Raw genomic sequence first — 18,571 nt, forward strand, 5'->3', positions numbered from 1 at the left:
GAAAGCCCCGCGCGCTGCGCAGGGCATGTCATGAAACGCGCGGCGTGCACGCCGCGCGGGTCAACAGGTGACGATCACAGCGCCTCTTCGTCGCTTTCGCCGGTGCGGATGCGGATCGCTTGCTCGACGGGGCTGACGAAAATCTTGCCATCACCAATCTTGCCGGTGCGCGCAGCCTTGACCACGGCTTCGATGGCGGCTTCAACCTGGTCATCGGGCAACACGACTTCAACGCGGATCTTGGGCAGGAAGTCCACCACGTATTCCGCGCCACGGTAGAGCTCGGTATGGCCTTTCTGACGGCCGAAACCCTTGACCTCGGTCACGGTCAAGCCGCTGACGCCGACTTCGGCCAGCGCCTCGCGGACTTCGTCGAGCTTGAAGGGTTTGATGATGGCGGTGACTTGTTTCACGTTGGTCGTCCTGGTTTTTTGATCTGTTGCGACGCCCTGCCCCCGGCTGCGCGACCGGCAAGACGCAATGACTAAGAGAATAACACCGGCGGCCAGCCGTCAACGCAGCGCTCCCGCATCACTGCGGGAGAACCCCGATCAGGCGTCCGGCGCCTGGTCGGGGATGCGTTCGGCGTCGCGCATCCACACCACCGATTCCGAATCGCTGGGCGCGCGCCAGTCGCCGCGCGGCGACAGCGAGCCGCCCGACCCGACCTTCGGCGCATTCGGAACGCAAGTGCGCTTGAACTGGCTAAGCCGGAAAAACCGGTCCAGGAAGATCTTCAGGTTGCGCTTGATGGCGGCCAGATCGTACTGGTTGCGGACCACGTGCCCGGCATCCGGCCAGGCACCGGCCTCACGGTCCTGCCAGGCCGACAGCGCCAGGAAGGCAACCTTGGTCGGCGCAAACCCGTAGCGCAGCGTGTAGTACAGGTTGAAATCCTGCAATTCATAGGGGCCGATGGCGTCTTCGCTCTTCTGGACCGGCTTGTCGTCGGCGCCGCCAGGCACCAATTCGGGGCTGACATCCGTACCCAGCACGTCCAGCAGCACCTCGGCGCCTTCCTGGCCCAGACGGCCGGATTCGGCCACCCAGCGCACCAGGTGCGTGATCAACGTCTTGGGCACGCTGGCGTTGACGCTGTAATGCGACATGTGGTCGCCCACGCCATAAGTGCACCAACCCAGTGCAAGTTCGCTCAGGTCACCGGTGCCAATGACGATCGCGTTGCTGAAATTCGCGATGCGGAACAGGTGGTTGGTGCGTTCCCCCGCCTGCACGTTCTCGAAGGTGATGTCGTAGACCGGCTTGCCGTCCGCGTAGGGATGGCCCAGGTCCTTCAGCATTTGCAGGCAGCTGGGGCGAATGTCGATTTCGGACGCCGTGCAGCCCACCACCGCCATCAGCCGGCGTGCCTGTAGCAACGTGCGGGTACTGGTGGCAAAGCCCGGCATGGTGACGGCCAGGATGTTGGATCGCGGCAGGCCCAGGGTATCCATCGCCTGCGCGCACACCAACAACGCATGGGTGGAATCCAGACCGCCCGAAATGCCGATGACGACCTTGGACATCTTGCTGGCCGACAGGCGCTGGACCAGCGCCTGGACCTGGATGCTGTAGACCTCTTTGCAGCGGGCATCGCGCCGTTGCGGATCGGCCGGCACGTAGGGAAAGCGCGCCACGCGCCGCTCAAGCGGCAACTCCGCATCGTCCAGTGGCGGGTTCACGGGCACCGCCACGGGGCGGAACTTGCGCACCTCGTCCTGGTGACGCCGAACCGATTGGCCAAAAGTCGTCTGGCGCATGCGCTCGCGCGACAGGCGTTCCAGGTCCACGTCCGAGAACATCAGATGCGAATGCCCCAGGAAACGCTCGGACTCGGCCAGCAATTCGCCGTTTTCATAGATCAGCGCCTGGCCGTCCCAGGCCATGTCGGTCGAGGACTCGCCCCGACCGGCCGACGTGTACATATAGGCCGACAGACAGCGGGCGGACTGCTGGGCCACCAATTGATGGCGGTATTCGGACTTGCCGACGACGATGTTCGACGCCGACAGGTTCACCAGCACGGTGGCGCCCGCCAGCGCGGCGAACGAAGACGGCGGGATGGGCACCCAGACGTCTTCGCAGATTTCAACGTGGAACTGGAACAGCGGCAGCTTGTCCATCTGGAACAGCAGTTCCGGCCCGAACGGCACCATGTCGCCAAACAGGCGGATCTCGGTCGAGACCGCGCAATCAGCGGCGCTGAATTGGCGGGCTTCATAGAATTCGCCGTAGTTGGGCAGATAGCTCTTGGGCACCACGCCCAACACGCGCCCGCCGGCCGCCACCACCGCGCAATTGAACAGTTGGTGCGACACGCGCAGCGGTGCGCCGACGATAACGGCGATGTCCAGTTCGGCCGTGGCTTGCACCACTTGGGCCAGCGCCGCCTCGCATTCGTCCAGCAGCGCCTTTTGATGGAAAAGGTCGTCGCAGGTGTAGGCCGACAGGCCCAGTTCGGGAAACGCCACCAGCACCGCGCCGCCCTGGGCGGCCTGCTGGGCAAGCTCAATGGTCTGCGCGGCGTTGAACGCGGGATCGGCGACCCGACATTCGGGCACACCGACCGCCACCCGGGCGAAGCCATGGGAATACAGGTTGAAGAACGGGTTCGACATCGGGGTGATCGCCTGGGTCAATGAAGACTAAGTTCCAACGGCGGGATTATCTCACGGCGCCCCGGGCGCCACCGCTCAACGGGGCATCTTGCCGTCGGTCAGGCCGCGTTCGGGCAGCATGCCCGCTTCGGCCGGCAGCGCAAGCGCGTGCCGGTCGCGCTCGGCGGCCAATGCCGTCTGGATGGCGCCCTCGCGCAGTTGGCTGCCCATCGCGCCGATGTCGGCACCCGATGGTTGCTGGTACAGGCGCAGGCCCAACTCCGGCAGGATCGCCAGCAGATGGTCGAAGACATCGCCCTGGATCCGCTCGTACTCCACCCAGGCCGTCACCGCCGTGAAGCAATAGACTTCGACCGGGATGCCGTCCGAGGTGGGCTCCATCATGCGGACCATCATCGCCATGTCCTGGCGGATTTCCTTGTTCTGCTTCAGGAACGCCAGGCCATAGGCGCGGAACGTGCCGATATTGGTCAGGCGGCGGCGGTTGGCCGGCACGCTGGCCAGTTCGCCCATCGTTTGATTGGCCTGCGCGATGTCCTGGGTCTTGGCCTCCAGATAGTCGTGCAGCAGGCGGAAACGCATCAGGCGCTGCGCTTCTTCGTCGGTCAGGAACCGCACGCTGGACGCATCGATCCGCAGCGTGCGCTTGATGCGCCGGCCGCCGGATTCAAACATGTGGCGATAGTTGCGGTAGCTTTCGGAAAACAGCTTGTAGGTGGGCACCGTGGTGACGGTGTTGTCCCAGTTCTGCACCTTGACGGTGTGCAGCGCGATGTCCTTGACGAAGCCGTCGGCGTTGGACTGCGGCATTTCGATCCAGTCACCGATGCGCAGCATGTCGTTGCTGGTCAGTTGCGTGCTGGCGACCAGCGACAGCAGCGTGTCCTTGAACACCAGCAGCAGCACCGCCGACAACGCGCCCAGGCCCGAGATCATCCACAGCGGCGACCGGTCAATCAGGATGGAAAGCACCAAAACGGTGCAGACCGCCATCAGGATCAGCTTGCCGATCTGGATATAGCCCTTGATCGAGCGCGTCTGGGCCCGCGTTGTCGCCGAATAGGTGTCCTGCCAGGCGCTCAGCACGCCGGAGAACGCGATGAACACGCAGATCCACGCGCCCGCGTGTGCCAGCCGGCCCACGATGGTGACGGCCTTTTCCACGTGCGGCACCAGGTCTATACCCATGGACACCACGGCAAATGGCACCGCATACCAAAGATTCTGATAGGCGCGGCGGCGCTGCAAGGCCTGATCCCAGTCCCCCCGGCCGCTCAGCACCAGCACGCGGTGCGCCAGCAGCAACACCACCCGGGCGACGACCCACTGGACGAACAGCGCCGTCAGGATCAGCACGCCGATCCCGACCAGCGTCTGTGCCCAGGCCTCGCGCGGCATGTGGGTATCAAGTTGGGTAACCAGTTCTTCCCATTCCAGGGGCATATGTCGTGTTCTCGCTCTAAGTTCTTGAAACTAACCGTGGATTATCCGACAAGTCGCGTCAGCCAGAGGTTCCGTCCCGGAAAATGGGGGCCGGTGGGACCCCCGCGTGCGCCGGCCATGCGGCAGGCCCTATAATTCCGCCCATCATGGCAAACACTCCCTCCTCCGATCAAAACCAGTTCGCCAATAAGGCGCAGGCCTGGTCCGCCCGGTTCTCGGAACCGGTTTCCGAACTCGTCAAACGCTACACGGCGTCCGTGGATTTCGACAAGCGCCTGGCGCGTCACGACATCCAGGGTTCGCTTGCGCACGCGGACATGCTGGCCGCCCAAGGCATCATCGGCGCTCAAGACCTGGCCGACATCCAGCGCGGCATGACCCAGATCCTGTCTGAAATCGACGCCGGCAGCTTCCAATGGCTGCTGGATCTTGAAGACGTGCATCTGAACATCGAAAAGCGCCTGGTGGAACTGGTGGGTGATGCGGGCAAGCGCCTGCACACCGGCCGTTCCCGCAACGACCAGGTGGCCACCGACATCCGTCTGTGGCTGCGTGACGAAATCGACAACCTGCAAGACCTGCTGCGCCAACTGCGTCACGCGCTGGCCGCGGTTGCGCTGGATAACGCCGGCACCATCATGCCCGGCTTCACTCACCTGCAAGTCGCCCAACCCGTCACCTTCGGCCACCACCTGCTGGCCTACGCAGAAATGTTCGGCCGCGATGCCGAACGCCTGGCCGACTGCCGCCGCCGCGTGAACCGCCTGCCCCTGGGCGCTGCCGCCCTGGCCGGCACGTCGTTCCCGATCGACCGCGAGCGCGTGGCCAAGACGCTGGGCTTTGACGGCGTGTGCCGCAACTCGCTGGACGCCGTGTCCGACCGCGACTTCGCCATCGAATTCTGCGCGGCGGGCGCCTTGATCATGACGCACGTGTCGCGCCTGTCCGAAGAGCTGGTGCTCTGGATGAGCCCGCGCGTGGGTTTCATTGATCTGGCCGACCGTTTCTGCACCGGCAGCTCGATCATGCCGCAAAAGAAGAACCCGGACGTGCCCGAGCTTGCCCGTGGCAAGACCGGCCGCGTGAACGGCAACCTGGTCGCCCTGCTGACCCTGATGAAAGGCCAGCCCCTGGCCTACAACAAGGACAACCAGGAAGACAAGGAAGGCCTGTTCGACACCGTGGACACCGTGCGCGACACGCTGACCATCTTTGCCGACATGGCTGCCGGCATCAAGGTGAAGGCCGACAACATGCGCGCCGCCGCCCTGCAAGGCTTCGCCACCGCCACCGATCTGGCCGACTACCTGGTCAAGCGCGGCGTGCCCTTCCGCGACGCCCACGAAGTGGTGGCCCACGCCGTGCGCGACTGCGAACAGCGCGGCTGCGACCTGGCCGACCTGTCCACCGACGAACTGAAGGCCTACCACGCCCAGATCGGCGACGACGTCCACCAGGTGCTGACCCTGGAAGGCTCGGTTGCCGCCCGCAAGCACATCGGTGGCACCGCCCCCGAGCGCGTGGCTGAAGAAGCCCGTCGCGTGCTGTCGGAAACCGCCGAAGGCTGATCCCGGCCCTGGCTGGCGGCAAGAACAAGGCCCCCGGTTCGGGGGCCTTGTCGCATTGGGCGCGGTGGGTCACCCGCAACGCGGAACAGGCGACCAGAAAAGAAAAAATGCAGGGGCAGCGATCGCCACCCCTGCACAAAATTGGCCCTACAAGAAACCGTGGACGCTCAGGGCGTGTGTAGAACGGCCCCAGTTCCTTCTGCCGCCGGCGCGGCGTCTAGCCAAGTGGGATTACACGGCATTCGCGTCCGTCCGCGTATCACTGAAACTGGGTATTTTGTAAATTCCAAGCGGCTCGATGCATAGTCCGATACATCTTGGAACATACACCGACAGCAAGCGATGGCGGCTCCGATATCATCGCAACTCCCTGCGTCTTGCCTGCTCCGCCAGCCTCTACATGCGCCCGTCGTCCGCCAATCGCCGCCTTGCCTTCCGGCGCAGATCCAGCCTGATTCTCCTGACCGCGCTGGGCATGCTTGCCACCGCGATCGGCCCGATCGCCCACGCGCAAACCGCCCGCAAGCCTTCGCCCTATGAGAACGCCGCCCGCCCCTTGCGCGCCGACGAGCACGCGGCGCAGCAGGCCGAGGATGCCAAACGCGGCGGGCCGGCTTTTCTAGGGCAGATCCGCACCCAGGCGGAGTTCCAGCAGTTGGCCCGGGTCTACAACCCCGGCACGCCACTGGAAATTCCGCATGTGCTGTTCGTGATTGACCGGCAACACGCCAACCGCATCTATTACCTCGACACGCCGCGCTATTCGCTGCATGAGAACTTTGCCCGCGAGCGGCGGCTGCTGCCGGCGCCCGACAAGGCCACGCTGATCGCCCAATACAAGGATCCGCAACGGCGCCTGCTGTTCGGCACCTTGAGCTGGCAGCGCGACCTGCCCGGCTACACCTATGAATTCTGGGAGGGCGACCGGCTGACGCCCGAGCTGCTGAGCCTGACGCAAGACACACTGCGCGCCACCTTCTACGCTCCCCTGCGGTTCAAGGCCAACTCCACGATGCATGAACAAACCGCGCAACGCGCGGGTCTGGTTTTCGTGACGCAAGAGGCCTTGCTGCGCGAACAGACGTTCCTGCCCCTGAACACCGGCCGCGCCCAAGGCCGGCTGCGCATCGTCACGTCTGTCGACGACACCCCTGATCTGGCGCCCACCGACATCGTGGTGCTGGACGAAGTGCCGGTGGCCCTGCCGCCCATCGCTGGGCTGGTCACGCAACGGCCATCCACCTTGCTGTCGCACGTGAACCTGCTGGCCAAGGGCTGGCGCATCCCCAATGCCTATGTGCGTGATGGCGTGGCGGCCCTGCGCCAATACGACGGCCAATGGGTGGAATTCAATGTTGCCAGCAACGGCTACCAGGTGCGGCCCATCGCCAAACCCGATGCGCCCGCGACGCCCCCGCCCAAAACCGCCAGCCTGCCGCTGCCCAAGCCGGATCTGACCGTGCGCGGCTTGAAGCCGCTGACGGGCATGGCCACGCGCGACAGCCGCCATTGCGGCGTCAAGGCGGCCAACCTGGGTGCGCTGAAATCCGCGCTGGCGCCACTGGCCAGCGTGCCCGACGGCTTCTGCATCCCGTTCGCCCAGTACGCCGCATTCATGCAGCAGCTGCGCGTGCCGGAACGCATCGCCGCCTTGGAACAACGGCAAGACTTCATCAGCGACGCCAACGTGCGCCGCACCGAACTTGCCGCGCTGCGCCAGGACATCATCCAGGCCAAGCCGGACGCGGCGCTGGCTACGGCATGGCGTGAACGCTGGCAGACCCAGTTGCACGGCCGCGGCGTCTTCGTGCGTAGCTCGTCAAACTCGGAAGACCTGCCCGGCTTCAGCGGCGCGGGGCTCTACACCACCGTACCCAATGTGACGCAGGGGGACGCACTGCCCCAGGCGGTGCTGACGGTCTGGGCGTCGATCTACAACTTCGAGGCTTATGAGGCCCGACGCGCGGCCGGCATCGGCCAGGACGGCGTGGTCATGGCGGTGCTGGTGCAGCAAGCCGCGGCTTCGGACAGCTCGGGCGTGATGATCACGCGCGATCCCTTCGACGCCTCGCGCCGGTTCGTCACCTACATCTCGGCCAAGCGTGGCCTGGGCATCAAAGTGGTGGAAGGCAAACGCCAGGCCGAACAGCTGATGTATTCCAGCTGGTCCAAGGCGGTACAGGTATTGAGCCGTTCGGCCGAAGACACGCAGTTGGTGCCGGATACCGGGGGTGGCGTGCGTGAAGTGCCGATCGAAGGCTCCCGCCAGGTGCTCAATGATGCACTGGTCGCGCGGCTGGCCGCCGTCGGCAGCCAGATCAAACTGCGCCTGGGCAACGTCGATCAAGACATTGAATGGGCGGTGCAGGACGACAAGATCCTGATCCTGCAATCCCGGCCTTACGTCGACGGCAGCCGCTAGTCAGGAGGGCGCAGCGGCGACGTCGTACCCGCGCGTCAAGCCGCGAGCGTCACGCCGAGTTCGGCCAGGATGGCCTCTGTGTGCTGGCCCAAGGCCGGCACCTCGCCCATTGCCGCGTCGACGCCAGACAAGGTGGCGGGCGGCAACAAGGCCCGAATGGCCCCCGCAGGCGTGGCCACGTCGCGCCAACGCTCGCGCGCCAGGAACTGCGGATGGTCCCAGACATCATGCATGCTGTTCAGCGCCGAATTGGCGATGCCTGTTTCGTCCAGCCGGCGTAGCACCTCGTCCCGCGTCAATGGCGCAAAACACGCCGCGATCAGCCCATCCAACGCCTGGCGGTTGGTGACACGCAGGACGTTGGTGGAAAAGCGCGCGTCTTGCGCAATCCCCGGGTCTTGCAGCACGCCAGTGCAAAAACGCACCCATTCGCGGTCATTCTGCAATCCGAAAATGATGTCCTTGCCGTCGCCCGCCTGATACTGGCCATAGGGCGCGATGGCGGGATGGGCCACGCCGTTGCGGGCTGGTGGCGAACCCCCGTAGTGGGCGGCGTTCAGTGGATACGACATCCATTCGGTCAAGGCTTCCAGCATGGTGACTTCGACACGCAGCCCCTGGCCGGTGCGCGCCCGTTGCAGCAGCGCGGCCAAGATGCCGGAATACGCATACATGCCTGCGGAGATATCGGCAATGGATATGCCCGTGCGCGCGGGTGCCTCCGGCGTGCCCGTCACCGAGATCAGGCCCGCCGCCGCCTGGATGAGCAGGTCATAGGCTTTCTTATCGCGAAATGGGCCACTATCACCGTAGCCAGACACATCGCACACGATCAGTTGGGAGAACCGAGGATGCAGGGCGGCAAAATCCAGCCCCTTGCGCTGCGCGGCCCCTGGCGCCAGATTCTGGATGAAGACGTCGGCCTGCGCCAGCAAGCGCTGCAACACGGCACGCTCGGCCGGTTGATCCAGGTCCAGGCACACACTTTCCTTTCCCCGATTGGCCCATACGAAAAAAGAAGATTGGCCATGCACTGCGGCGTCGTAGCCGCGCGCGAAATCCCCGGTGTCCGGGCGTTCGATCTTGATCACCCGTGCCCCCAGATCCGCCAATTGGCGGCTGGCGAATGGGGCGGCCACGGCATGTTCAAGCGCCACGACCGTGATGCCGTCCAAGGGTTTCAATGCTGCGTTCATATCGTCCTGCACGTCCAAGGGAAGCCGGCTCGTCACGCACCCGGCGATGCAAAAATTATAGGAACGCCCCTTTGGCCGCGGCCAGTCGATAATTTTTAATCGCGCTTCAAGATTCTCTAATCGCCAGGATCGGCAAGGGTCAGCTGGGTGACATAGCCGACGAAATCGCGTGCGTAAGCGGGCAGCGCTTCCATGCTGCGCATCACCACGCGCTGTTCCCGCACCGCCCACGACTCTTCGATTTCCACGCCTTCGACCTTGCCCTGCAAGAGCGCCACCGCGGCCACCGAGCGCGGCACCAACGAAATGCCGGCGCCTTCCTGAACGCAGCGCAACACCGCGTCGAAATTGGGTGCATGCACGCGCACCCGCGGCTTGATGCCCAACTGTTCGGCCATCTGCTGCAAGTAGAGAAAGTTGCTGCTCTTGCGGCCAATGGCCACGACGTCATGCGCCAACGCAGCCTCCAGCGACACGCGCCGATGCAGTCCCAGCGGATGGCGCGGCGGAATGATGAACAGCAATTCGTCCTTGCCGTAGGTGATGAATTCCAGCCCACGCATTTCGATGGCCCCCGCCACCAGGCCCACGTCCGCATGTCCGTCCAGCACCGCCTTGACCGTGTCGGCGCTAAGGCGTTCTTCAAGGTCGATGTTGACGTTGGGATAGGCCGCCAGAAACCGGCTCAGCGCGGCGGGCAGGCTGCTCATCGTGCTGCTGTTGGCGAATACGCGGATATGGCCCTCGATGCCGTCGGTGTGGCGCTGCATTTCGCCCTGCAAGCGCTCGACATTGGCAAATATGGTCTGCGCGTACCGCAACACGGTCATGCCGGCCGGCGTCAACGACATGCCCTTCTGGGTGCGGATGAACAGCGGGACTCCCATCGCCTGTTCCAGGTTCTTCAGCCGGTAGCTGGCCGAAGGAGCCGTCAGATGCAGGTCCGACGCGCCGCCCGTCAGGCTCTTGGCCTCGGCGATGGCCATGAAAACACGCAAGTCAGTCAGTTCGTAACGCAACGCCATCACCCCGCACCCCCCGCATAGCGCCAGGGAAAGCCACTGTTAGAAAGGTTCTAAGTCGAAGAAAAAACATTCGACTGTTCGCTCCGGATCATCGTCTTTATATTTTGCCGCAGCCAGGGAGCAAACCCGAAGCCGCCCGCCTCGCCAGGACTGTCTGACGCCAATGGCGGGTAGAACAACGAACGGAGACAAACCATGAACCCCTTATTTTCCTGGGCCGCGTTAGCGGGCAAGCTGGCCGCCGCCATCAGCCTGCTTGCCGTGGCGCCGCTTGCCTGGGCCCAGCCGGGCTTTCCAGAACGCCCGGTCAAGCTGGTCGTGCCATACGCGGCGGGCGGCCCAACGGACACCTTCGCGCGTGCCTTGGCCGAAAGCTGGGGCCGCCAGGCGGGCACTACGATCATTGTTGAAAACCGCACTGGCGCAGGCACGCTGGTCGGCACGGAAACCGTGGCCAAGGCAACGCCCGACGGCTACACCTTGCTGCTGACCACCGTGGCGCATGCCGTCAACCCGAGCATTCACGCCACCTTGCCCTATCGCACCATCGAGGACTTTGCCCCCGTGGGCCTGGCCGCGAAAGCGCCCTTGGTGCTTGTCGTCAACAAATCCCTGCCGGCGCAGACCTTGCCGGAATTTCTTGCCTATCTGAAAGCCCATCCGGGCAAGGTCAACTATGGCTCAGCCGGCATCGGCAGCGCGCCGCACTTGGGCGCGGAACTGGTCAACTACCTGGCGGGCACCCGTGCCATGCACGTGCCCTACCGTGGCAGCGCCCCGGCGATGGCCGACGTGATTGGCGGGCACCTGGAATTCATGATCGACAGCGCACCCACGGGCTTGGCCCAGGTACATGCCGGCACGGTGCGCCTGCTGGCAACCTCCATGAAGGAGCGCTTGCCGCAAACGCCAGACACCCCCGCCATCGCCGAGGCCATCCCGGGCTACGAAGCCTATACCTGGAACGCCGTGTTCGCACCCGCTGGCACGCCGCCCACCATCATCCAGAAACTGACCTCGACGCTACAGGCCGCGCTACAGGACGACGCACTGAAACGTCGCGCCTATGACATGGGTCTGGTACTGGAAACAGAACCGTCGCCCGCCGCCTTGGCAAGCTTCCTGGACAGCGAACTGAAGAAATGGAGCCAGGTCGCCAAGGCAGCGAACATGACCGCGAATTGAAGACGGCAGCTCGGCCTCCGATGAATGCACGCCCTCATCCAGAACAGGAACCCCGCATGATCAAGCACCAACTATGCGCCCAGCGCTTTTTTGAGGACTTCCAGATTGGAGAAGTCTTCAACCTGCCTTCCCGCACCATGACCGACGCGCTGTTTGCCGCCTTTCAATTGGCCAGCGGCGACAACCATCCCGTGCATTACGACGTGGAATACTGCCGCGCCCATGGCATGCCGCACATGCTGGCGCACGGCTTTCAGGTGGTCATCCAGACGGCAGCGGGCGCCGGCCTGTTCCCGCACATGGTGGAGGATTCACTGAAAGCCTTCCTGGAGCAGAGCAGCCGCTTTCTCAAGCCGGTTTTTGTGGGCGACACCTTGTATGCATCCCTGTGCGTGACCGGTTTGCAGCCCGGGCGCAGCACCGGCGTGCTCACGATGCGCAGTGAAGTGCGCAACCAGCAGGACGTGGTGGTGATGGACGGCGAACAGAAGTATCTGCTGCGTAAACGCGCGGCCTGAAGACAAACCGCCGCGTCCCGGCGAAGCGGAACGCGGCGGTTTGGATTGGCGCTGAGGCCGGCGCCGGAAACTGACGCGCTAGATATGCAGCGCGTGTCCCAATGCCTTCAACGCCGCTTCCTGCACGGCTTCGCCCAAGGTTGGATGCGCGTGGATGGTGCCCGCCACGTCTTCCAGGGTGGCGCCCATCTCCAGCGACTGGCCGAACGCCGTCGATAGTTCAGAAACCCCGCGCCCCACTGCCTGCCAGCCCACGATCAAGTGGTTGTCGCGCCGGGCCACCACGCGGACAAACCCGTCGGTGGACTCCAGCGTCATGGCGCGGCCGTTGGCGGCGAACGGGAAGGAAGCCGCCAGGCAATCCAGCCCCGCGCTTTCCGCCTCGGCGGGCGACAAGCCCGCCACCACGACCTCGGGGTCGGTGAAGCACACGGCGGGTATGGACGCCGGCTGGAAATGCCGGCGTTTGCCGGCCACCAGCTCGGCCACCATTTCACCCTGCGCCATGGCGCGATGCGCCAGCATGGGTTCGCCGGCGATATCGCCGATGGCCCAGACGTCGCGCATGGACGTGCGGCACTGGTCATCGATACGCAGCGCGTTGCCCTTGCGGTCCAGTTGCAGGCTTTCCAGCCCCCAACCCTGCGTGCGAGGACGGCGCCCCACCGCGATCAGTACACGGTCGGCAGGCAATTGGGTCTCGACGCCCGTAGCATCCTGCACCCGCACCGCATCGCCCGTGCCATTCAGGCCCAGTACCTTGCGGTTCAGATGCAACGCCACGCCCATCTTCGTCAGCGCGGCCGCCACGGGCTTGGTCAGCTCGGCGTCGTAGGTCGGCAGGATGCGGTCCTGCGCTTCCACCACGGCCACCTCGGCGCCCAGCTTGCGGTACACGGTGCCCAGTTCCAGGCCGATGTAGCCGCCCCCGACCACCACCAACTGCTTGGGAATGCTGTCTGGCGACAGCGCTTCGGTGGACGACACCACGATGCCGCCAAACGGCATGGACACAAGCGGCGTGGGTTCGGAACCCGCCGCCAACAGCAGGTGTTCGCATTGAATGCGCAGGCTGCCGCCGTCGGCCAGGGCCACTTCCGCGGTCTTGCCGTCCAGCAGGCTGGCCCAGCCCTGCACCACTTGCACGCCGTTCTTCTTCAACAGCGCGGCGACGCCGCCCGTCAATTTGCCGACGATGCCGTCTTTCCAGGCCACGGTCTGCGCAATATCGATGCTGGGAGCAGACACCGAAATGCCCAGCGGCGACTGGCCCGCGTAATGGAGCGCCTTGTCGAATTCCTCGGCCGCGTGGATCAGCGCCTTGGACGGAATGCAGCCAATGTTCAGGCAAGTGCCGCCCAGTTCGCCGCCTTCGACAAGAAGGGTCGGCACCCCCAATTGGCCGGCGCGGATGGCGGCCACGTAGCCGCCGGGGCCGCCGCCGATCACCAGCAAGGTCGTTGTCTTTGTGATCTGGCTCATGCTTACTCCACGAAAAGCAGCGCGGGTTGTTCCAGCAGCGCACGCACCGCCTGGATGAATCGCGCCGCGTCCATGCCGTCCACCACGCGGTGGTCGAAGGACGACGACAGGTTCATCAGCTTGCGCGCCACCACGGCACCGTTGCGGAAGGCAGGCCGTTCAACGATGCGGTTCACGCCGACGATGCCGACTTCCGGATGGTTGATGACCGGCGTCGTGACAATCCCGCCCAACGGACCCAGGCTGGTGATGGTGATGGTCGACCCGGACAGCTCGTCGCGCCCGGCGCTGCCGGTACGCACGGCCTGCGCCAGCCGGCCGATCTCGGCCGCCATGGACCAGAGGTCGCGCGTCTCGGCGTGACGCATCACCGGCACCATCAACCCACCGTCGCTTTGCGTGGCGATGCCGATGTGAACGGCGCCGTAGCGCGTCACCACGCCACCTTCGTCGTCATAGCGCGCATTGATCTGCGGGAAGTCCCGCAGCGCCACGACCATGGCGCGCGCCAGCAGCGGCAGCAAGGTCAACTTGCCGCGCGACTCGCCCCACTTCAGATTGAGCTGAACGCGCAAGTCCTCCAGTTCAGTCACGTCGATTTCCTCGACATAGCTGAAGTGCGGAATGCGGCGTTTGGATTCCGCCATCTTCTGCGCGATCTTCCGGCGCAGGCCGATGACGGGCACGGCCTCTTCGTCATTGCGCTGGGCATAGGCGGATCCGCCACGCACGGCGCTGCCGGTGCCTTGCGACTGCAAGTAGGCATCCAGGTCTTCGTGCATGACTCGGCCAGCCGGGCCACTGCCTTGGACGTAGCGCAGTTCCAGGCCCAGATCCCAGGCGCGCTTGCGCACGGCGGGCGACGCCAGCGGTTTCTCGCCCGCTTGGCGGGCAACCGTTGGCATGGCCGCGGCGGCCGGACGCGAAGCGGCTTGCGGTGCCGTGCGCGCCGGACTTGCCTGCGGCGACACGGACGCGGCGATCTGGCCCGCGATGCCGCCTGCGGTAGCCGCTGCGGCGTTGTCCGCCTTGGCGGGCGCGGGCGTGGATGCTTCCACGGCAGCGGCGGCCGCCTTCTGCGGCGCAGGCGTGCCTGCGCGCGCGTTGCCCTCGCCTTCCACTTCCAGGCGGATCAGTTCTCCGCCCACGGCCATGACCTGGCCCACGTCCCCGCCCAGCGCCACCACCTTGCCCACGACAGGCGATGGAATCTCCACCGTGGCCTTGTCCGTCATCACATCGGCCAGCGGCTGATCTTCGGCGACGGTATCGCCCACCTTGACGTGCCAACCCACCAATTCGACTTCGGCAATGCCTTCGCCAATGTCAGGCATCTTGATGATATGAATCCCCATCTCACACCTCCATCGCGCGTTTGAACGCTTCGCCAACCCGGCGCGGGCCGGGGAAGTACGCCCATTCCTGCGCATGCGGGTAGGGAGTATCCCAACCGGTCACACGTTCGACGGGCGCCTCAAGGTGATGGAAGCAATGTTCTTGCACCAGCGAAATCAGTTCCGCGCCAAAGCCGCAGGTGCGCGTGGCTTCATGCACCACCACGCAGCGGCCGGTCTTCTTCACCGAATTCACGATGGTGTCCAGATCCAGCGGCCAGAGGCTGCGCAGATCGATGATCTCGGCGTCGATGCCCGCTTCTTCGGCCGCGGTCAGCGACACGTGAACCGTGGTGCCATAGGTCAACACCGTCAGCGCCGAGCCGGGGCGCACGATGGCGGCCGACTCCAGCGGCACGGTGTAGTAACCCGTGGGAACGATGCTGCCCGGACGCCCGGTCCACGGCGTCACCGGACGGTCGTGGTGACCGTCGAAGGGGCCGTTGTACAGGCGCTTGGGCTCCAGGAAGATCACCGGATCATCGTTTTCGATGGCGGCAATCAAGAGGCCCTTGGCGTCGTACGGATTGGACGGCATCACCGTGCGCAGCCCGCACACCTGGGTGAACATGGCCTCGGGGCTCTGGCTGTGCGTCTGCCCGCCATAGATGCCGCCGCCGCAAGGCATGCGGATCGTCATCGGGGCAATGAACTCGCCCACCGAGCGGTAGCGCAGGCGCGCGGCTTCCGACACGATCTGGTCGGACGCAGGATAGAAGTAGTCGGCGAATTGGATCTCGCACACGGGGCGCAGGCCGTAGGCGCCCATGCCCACCGCCACGCCCACGATGCCGCCTTCGGAAATCGGCGTGTCGAACACGCGCGAACTGCCGTACTTGGTCTGCAAGCCCTCGGTGCAGCGGAACACACCGCCGAAATACCCGACGTCCTGTCCGAACACGACGACGTTGTTGTCACGCTCCAGCATCACATCCATGGCCGAGCGCAAAGCCTGGATCATGGTCATCGGCGCAGAGGCCGGACCAGCGTTGTTATCAATGGCCATGATCAGACTCCGAGCTGCTGGCGCTGCCGGCGCAGATGCTCCGGCATGTCCTTGTAGACGTCTTCAAAGATGCTGGCGGCGCTGGGGACGTGGCCGTCCACCAGGGTGCCGTAGCTTTCCGCTTCCTTCTGGGCCGCCACGATCTCGGCGTCGAGTTCCGCGCGCACGGCGTCGTGCTCGGCGTCGGACCAGATGCCCAGGCCGATCAGGTGCTTCTTGAAGCGTTCGATCGGGTCGCCCAGCGGGAAGTGCGCCCAGTCGTCGCCGGGGCGGTACTTGGAGGGGTCGTCGGAAGTCGAGTGCGGACCTGCGCGGTACGTCACCCATTCGATCAGGGTCGGGCCCAGATTGCGGCGGGCGCGCTCGGCGGCCCAGCGCGAGGCGGAATAGACCGCCAGGAAATCATTGCCATCCACGCGCAGCGACGCGATGCCGCAGCCTACGCCGCGGCCCGCGAAGGTCGCGCCTTCGCCGCCGGCAATCGCCTGGAAAGTGGAAATGGCCCACTGGTTGTTGACCACATTCAGGATGACCGGCGCGCGGTACACGTGCGCAAAGGTCAGCGCGGTATGGAAGTCGGCCTCGGCCGTGGCGCCGTCGCCGATCCAGGCCGACGCGATGCGCGTATCGCCCTTGATGGCGGATGCCATGGCCCAGCCCACGGCCTGAATGAACTGCGTGGCCAGGTTGCCGGAAATGGTGAAGAAACCGTTTTCACGGTCGGAATACATCACCGGCAGTTGGCGGCCCTTGAGCGGGTCGCGCTCGTTGGACATCAGCTGGCACATCATGGTCACCAGCGACACATCGCGCGACAGCAGCAAGCTCTGCTGGCGATAGGTCGGGAAACACATGTCGCCCTGTTCCAACGCCATCGCATGGGCGGAGCCAATGGCTTCTTCGCCCAGGCTCTGCATGTAGAACGAGATCTTCTTCTTGCGCTGCGCGGTCAGCATGCGCCCGTCGAAGATGCGCGTTTTCAGCATGGCCCGCATGCCGGCGCGCAGTTGTTCGTGGCTGATCTCTGGCGCCCAGGGGCCGACCGCACGACCGTCGTCGTCAAGCACCCGGACCAGGCTATACGCCAACGGGCCGGTCTCGACGGCAGCAACATCAATGGGGGGTTTGGGCACCTCGCCGGGCGGCGATAGATGCAGATAGGAAAAGTCAGTCTTGCAACCCGGACGCCCTGTGGGCTCGGGGACGTGCAACTTCAACGGCCCATATTGGCTCATATTTTGTCTCCACGCTTGATCGTGTCATGCGTTTTCTTCCTACCAAGGACACGGAACAAGGGGGTAGCCTCGAACCGCACCATCGCCGGCCCGCCCAAAGGATGATCATAGGCGGCCGGTTAACGACAATAGCACAGGCGTCTGCGCCGTTGTGTGACCCGCGTGGCGGCAGGCGCGCGCAGGCAGTCCGCCCCGCCAGGCCAATGGCAGCGCCCATCCGGGCGCTGCCGCCCGCGCCACGGCTGAGCGCGCGGGCCGTCCGCAGGCAGTCTTCAGGCAGCGATGAAAGGGTCAGGCCGCGGCCCGCAGCGCGTCGCGGGCGATGATGATCTTCTGCACTTCGCTGGCCCCTTCGTAAATGCGCAGCGCCCGGATCTCGCGATACAGGCTTTCCAGCGTTTCACCTACCCGCACGCCGCGTGCGCCGAACAGTTGCAACGCCATGTCCACCACCGCCTGCGCGTTCTCGGTAGCCGCAAGCTTGGCCATCGCGGCTTCGCGCGTTGTGGGCAAGCCCTGCGCGTCCCGGCGCCAGGCGGCGCGATACGTCAGCAACGCCGCCGAGTCGATGGCCACCGCCATGTCGCCCAGCTTGGATTGCGTCAATTGCAGGTCACCCAAGGCCCCGCCGAACATCCGGCGGCTGCGTGCATGGGCCACCGCTTCGTCGAAGGCGCGGCGCGCGAAACCCAGCGCGGCGCCCGCCACCGACACTCGGAAGATATCCAAGGTCCGCATGGCCAACTTGAATCCTTCCCCCGGCTCGCCCAGCAAGCGGTCGGCCGGAATGCGCAGATTGTCAAAGCGCAGCGTGGCCAGGGGGTGCGGCGCCATGACATCGATGCGTTCGCTGATCGAAAAGCCCGGGTCGTCGGGATAGACCACAAACGCCGAAATCCCGCGCGTGCCAGCCGCATCCTCGGTGCGCGCGAACAGGGTGTAGACATCGGCTATGCCGCCATTGGAAATCCAGGTCTTCTCGCCGTTGATGAGGTAGTGATCGCCTTCAAGGCGGGCACGGCACTGCATGCCCGCGGCATCGGAACCCGCCTCCTTCTCGGACAGCGCGAATGCCGGAATGCACTCACCGCTGGCGACGTTAGGCAGGATCCGGGCTTTCAGCGCGTCGGACCCGGCCAGGCTGATGGCCCCGCTACCCAACCCCTGCATCGCAAAAGCAAAATCGGCCAGGCCGTGGCGATAGGCCAGCGCTTCGCGGGCCAGCACCAGCCTGCGCGACTCGACGGTTGGCGCATCGCCGCCATAAGCCTGCGGCACGCTCGCCCGCAGCAGGCCCGCCTTACCCATCGCCCGCACCAGATCGCGGCAGCAGGCGTCCACGTTGGCCGGCGTCGCGGGGGGATCCTTGCGCCCATCGGCAAACGCCTCCACCCGCTGCAAATAGTCCCTATGGACGGGCTCGAAGAAGGGAAGGTCCATCGATTCGCGTTGATGCAGCGGAACAAAATCAGTGCGCAT

The 18,571-nt window shown here is 65.0% G+C and carries 14 protein-coding genes; 4 read left to right on the forward strand and 10 right to left on the reverse strand.

The features are described 5' to 3' along the window. Positions 1–74: 74 nt before the first annotated feature. The 3 genes from HV753_RS06260 to HV753_RS06270 form a co-directional block, all read right to left on the reverse strand. Positions 75–413, reverse strand: a complete 339-nt coding sequence (locus HV753_RS06260; protein ID WP_006218942.1) for a P-II family nitrogen regulator — start codon at positions 411–413, stop codon at positions 75–77. 138 nt (positions 414–551) lie between these two features. Continuing rightward, positions 552–2,618 carry an NAD(+) synthase gene (locus HV753_RS06265; protein ID WP_175173514.1) on the reverse strand — a complete coding sequence of 689 codons (2,067 nt, stop codon included), beginning with the start codon at positions 2,616–2,618 and terminating at the stop codon, positions 552–554. A 75-nt stretch (positions 2,619–2,693) separates the two neighbouring features. Beyond that, positions 2,694–4,061 carry a mechanosensitive ion channel family protein gene (locus HV753_RS06270; RefSeq protein WP_175173515.1) on the reverse strand — a complete coding sequence of 456 codons (1,368 nt, stop codon included), beginning with the start codon at positions 4,059–4,061 and terminating at the stop codon, positions 2,694–2,696. A gap of 146 nt (positions 4,062–4,207) precedes the next feature. On the opposite strand from HV753_RS06270, the gene argH reads away from it, so the two are divergent. Together argH and HV753_RS06280 are read left to right on the forward strand one after the other, a co-directional pair. Continuing rightward, positions 4,208–5,629: an argininosuccinate lyase gene (argH, locus tag HV753_RS06275; RefSeq protein WP_175173516.1), complete on the forward strand. Its 1,422-nt coding sequence runs from the start codon at positions 4,208–4,210 to the stop codon at positions 5,627–5,629. 400 nt (positions 5,630–6,029) lie between these two features. Further along, entirely contained in the window at positions 6,030–8,051 is a 2,022-nt protein-coding gene (locus HV753_RS06280) for a PEP/pyruvate-binding domain-containing protein (protein ID WP_175173517.1), read from the forward strand. A 35-nt stretch (positions 8,052–8,086) separates the two neighbouring features. Here the strand turns inward: HV753_RS06280 and HV753_RS06285 are convergent, their stop codons facing one another. Both HV753_RS06285 and HV753_RS06290 read right to left on the reverse strand, forming a co-directional pair. Next, complete coding sequence (locus tag HV753_RS06285) at positions 8,087–9,247, reverse strand: CaiB/BaiF CoA transferase family protein (protein ID WP_175173518.1); 1,161 nt, start codon at positions 9,245–9,247, stop codon at positions 8,087–8,089. A gap of 116 nt (positions 9,248–9,363) precedes the next feature. Next, positions 9,364–10,266, reverse strand: a complete 903-nt coding sequence (locus HV753_RS06290; RefSeq protein WP_175173705.1) for a LysR family transcriptional regulator — start codon at positions 10,264–10,266, stop codon at positions 9,364–9,366. Between the two features lie 201 nt (positions 10,267–10,467). Here HV753_RS06290 and HV753_RS06295 point away from each other — a divergent pair, with 201 nt between their 5' ends. After that, positions 10,468–11,457 carry a tripartite tricarboxylate transporter substrate binding protein gene (locus tag HV753_RS06295; RefSeq protein ID WP_175173519.1) on the forward strand — a complete coding sequence of 330 codons (990 nt, stop codon included), beginning with the start codon at positions 10,468–10,470 and terminating at the stop codon, positions 11,455–11,457. A 56-nt stretch (positions 11,458–11,513) separates the two neighbouring features. Next, positions 11,514–11,975 carry a MaoC family dehydratase gene (locus HV753_RS06300; RefSeq protein WP_175173520.1) on the forward strand — a complete coding sequence of 154 codons (462 nt, stop codon included), beginning with the start codon at positions 11,514–11,516 and terminating at the stop codon, positions 11,973–11,975. Positions 11,976–12,053: 78 nt separating this feature from the next. Here the strand turns inward: HV753_RS06300 and lpdA are convergent, their stop codons facing one another. The 5 genes from lpdA to HV753_RS06325 form a co-directional block, all read right to left on the reverse strand. Continuing rightward, entirely contained in the window at positions 12,054–13,457 is a 1,404-nt protein-coding gene (gene lpdA, locus HV753_RS06305) for a dihydrolipoyl dehydrogenase (protein ID WP_175173521.1), read from the reverse strand. A gap of 2 nt (positions 13,458–13,459) precedes the next feature. Beyond that, entirely contained in the window at positions 13,460–14,812 is a 1,353-nt protein-coding gene (locus HV753_RS06310; protein ID WP_175173522.1) for a dihydrolipoamide acetyltransferase family protein, read from the reverse strand. 1 nt (position 14,813) lies between these two features. Continuing rightward, a complete protein-coding gene (locus HV753_RS06315) occupies positions 14,814–15,857 on the reverse strand; it encodes an alpha-ketoacid dehydrogenase subunit beta (RefSeq protein ID WP_175173523.1) in 1,044 nt (347 codons plus the stop codon). A 2-nt stretch (positions 15,858–15,859) separates the two neighbouring features. Continuing rightward, positions 15,860–17,092 (reverse strand): 3-methyl-2-oxobutanoate dehydrogenase (2-methylpropanoyl-transferring) subunit alpha, encoded by a 1,233-nt coding sequence (locus HV753_RS06320; RefSeq protein ID WP_175173524.1) that lies wholly within the window; start codon positions 17,090–17,092, stop codon positions 15,860–15,862. 291 nt (positions 17,093–17,383) lie between these two features. Further along, on the reverse strand, positions 17,384–18,571 hold the full coding sequence (locus HV753_RS06325) for an acyl-CoA dehydrogenase family protein (RefSeq protein ID WP_175173525.1): 1,188 nt from the start codon (positions 18,569–18,571) through the stop codon (positions 17,384–17,386).

The sequence above is a fragment of the Achromobacter pestifer genome, from assembly GCF_902859625.1.
In the GTDB taxonomy this organism is placed as follows: domain Bacteria; phylum Pseudomonadota; class Gammaproteobacteria; order Burkholderiales; family Burkholderiaceae_B; genus Achromobacter; species Achromobacter pestifer.

Coding starts and splice junctions, on each gene's coding strand:
- HV753_RS06295 (WP_175173519.1), top strand. CDS start 10,468: ATGAACCCCTTATTTTCCTGGGCCGCGTTAGCGGGCAAGCTGGCCGCC.
- HV753_RS06315 (WP_175173523.1), bottom strand. CDS start 15,857: ATGGCCATTGATAACAACGCTGGTCCGGCCTCTGCGCCGATGACCATG.
- HV753_RS06285 (WP_175173518.1), bottom strand. CDS start 9,247: ATGAACGCAGCATTGAAACCCTTGGACGGCATCACGGTCGTGGCGCTT.
- HV753_RS06310 (WP_175173522.1), bottom strand. CDS start 14,812: ATGGGGATTCATATCATCAAGATGCCTGACATTGGCGAAGGCATTGCC.
- HV753_RS06270 (WP_175173515.1), bottom strand. CDS start 4,061: ATGCCCCTGGAATGGGAAGAACTGGTTACCCAACTTGATACCCACATG.
- argH (WP_175173516.1), top strand. CDS start 4,208: ATGGCAAACACTCCCTCCTCCGATCAAAACCAGTTCGCCAATAAGGCG.
- HV753_RS06300 (WP_175173520.1), top strand. CDS start 11,514: ATGATCAAGCACCAACTATGCGCCCAGCGCTTTTTTGAGGACTTCCAG.
- HV753_RS06325 (WP_175173525.1), bottom strand. CDS start 18,571: ATGCGCACTGATTTTGTTCCGCTGCATCAACGCGAATCGATGGACCTT.
- lpdA (WP_175173521.1), bottom strand. CDS start 13,457: ATGAGCCAGATCACAAAGACAACGACCTTGCTGGTGATCGGCGGCGGC.
- HV753_RS06320 (WP_175173524.1), bottom strand. CDS start 17,092: ATGAGCCAATATGGGCCGTTGAAGTTGCACGTCCCCGAGCCCACAGGG.
- HV753_RS06280 (WP_175173517.1), top strand. CDS start 6,030: ATGCGCCCGTCGTCCGCCAATCGCCGCCTTGCCTTCCGGCGCAGATCC.
- HV753_RS06265 (WP_175173514.1), bottom strand. CDS start 2,618: ATGTCGAACCCGTTCTTCAACCTGTATTCCCATGGCTTCGCCCGGGTG.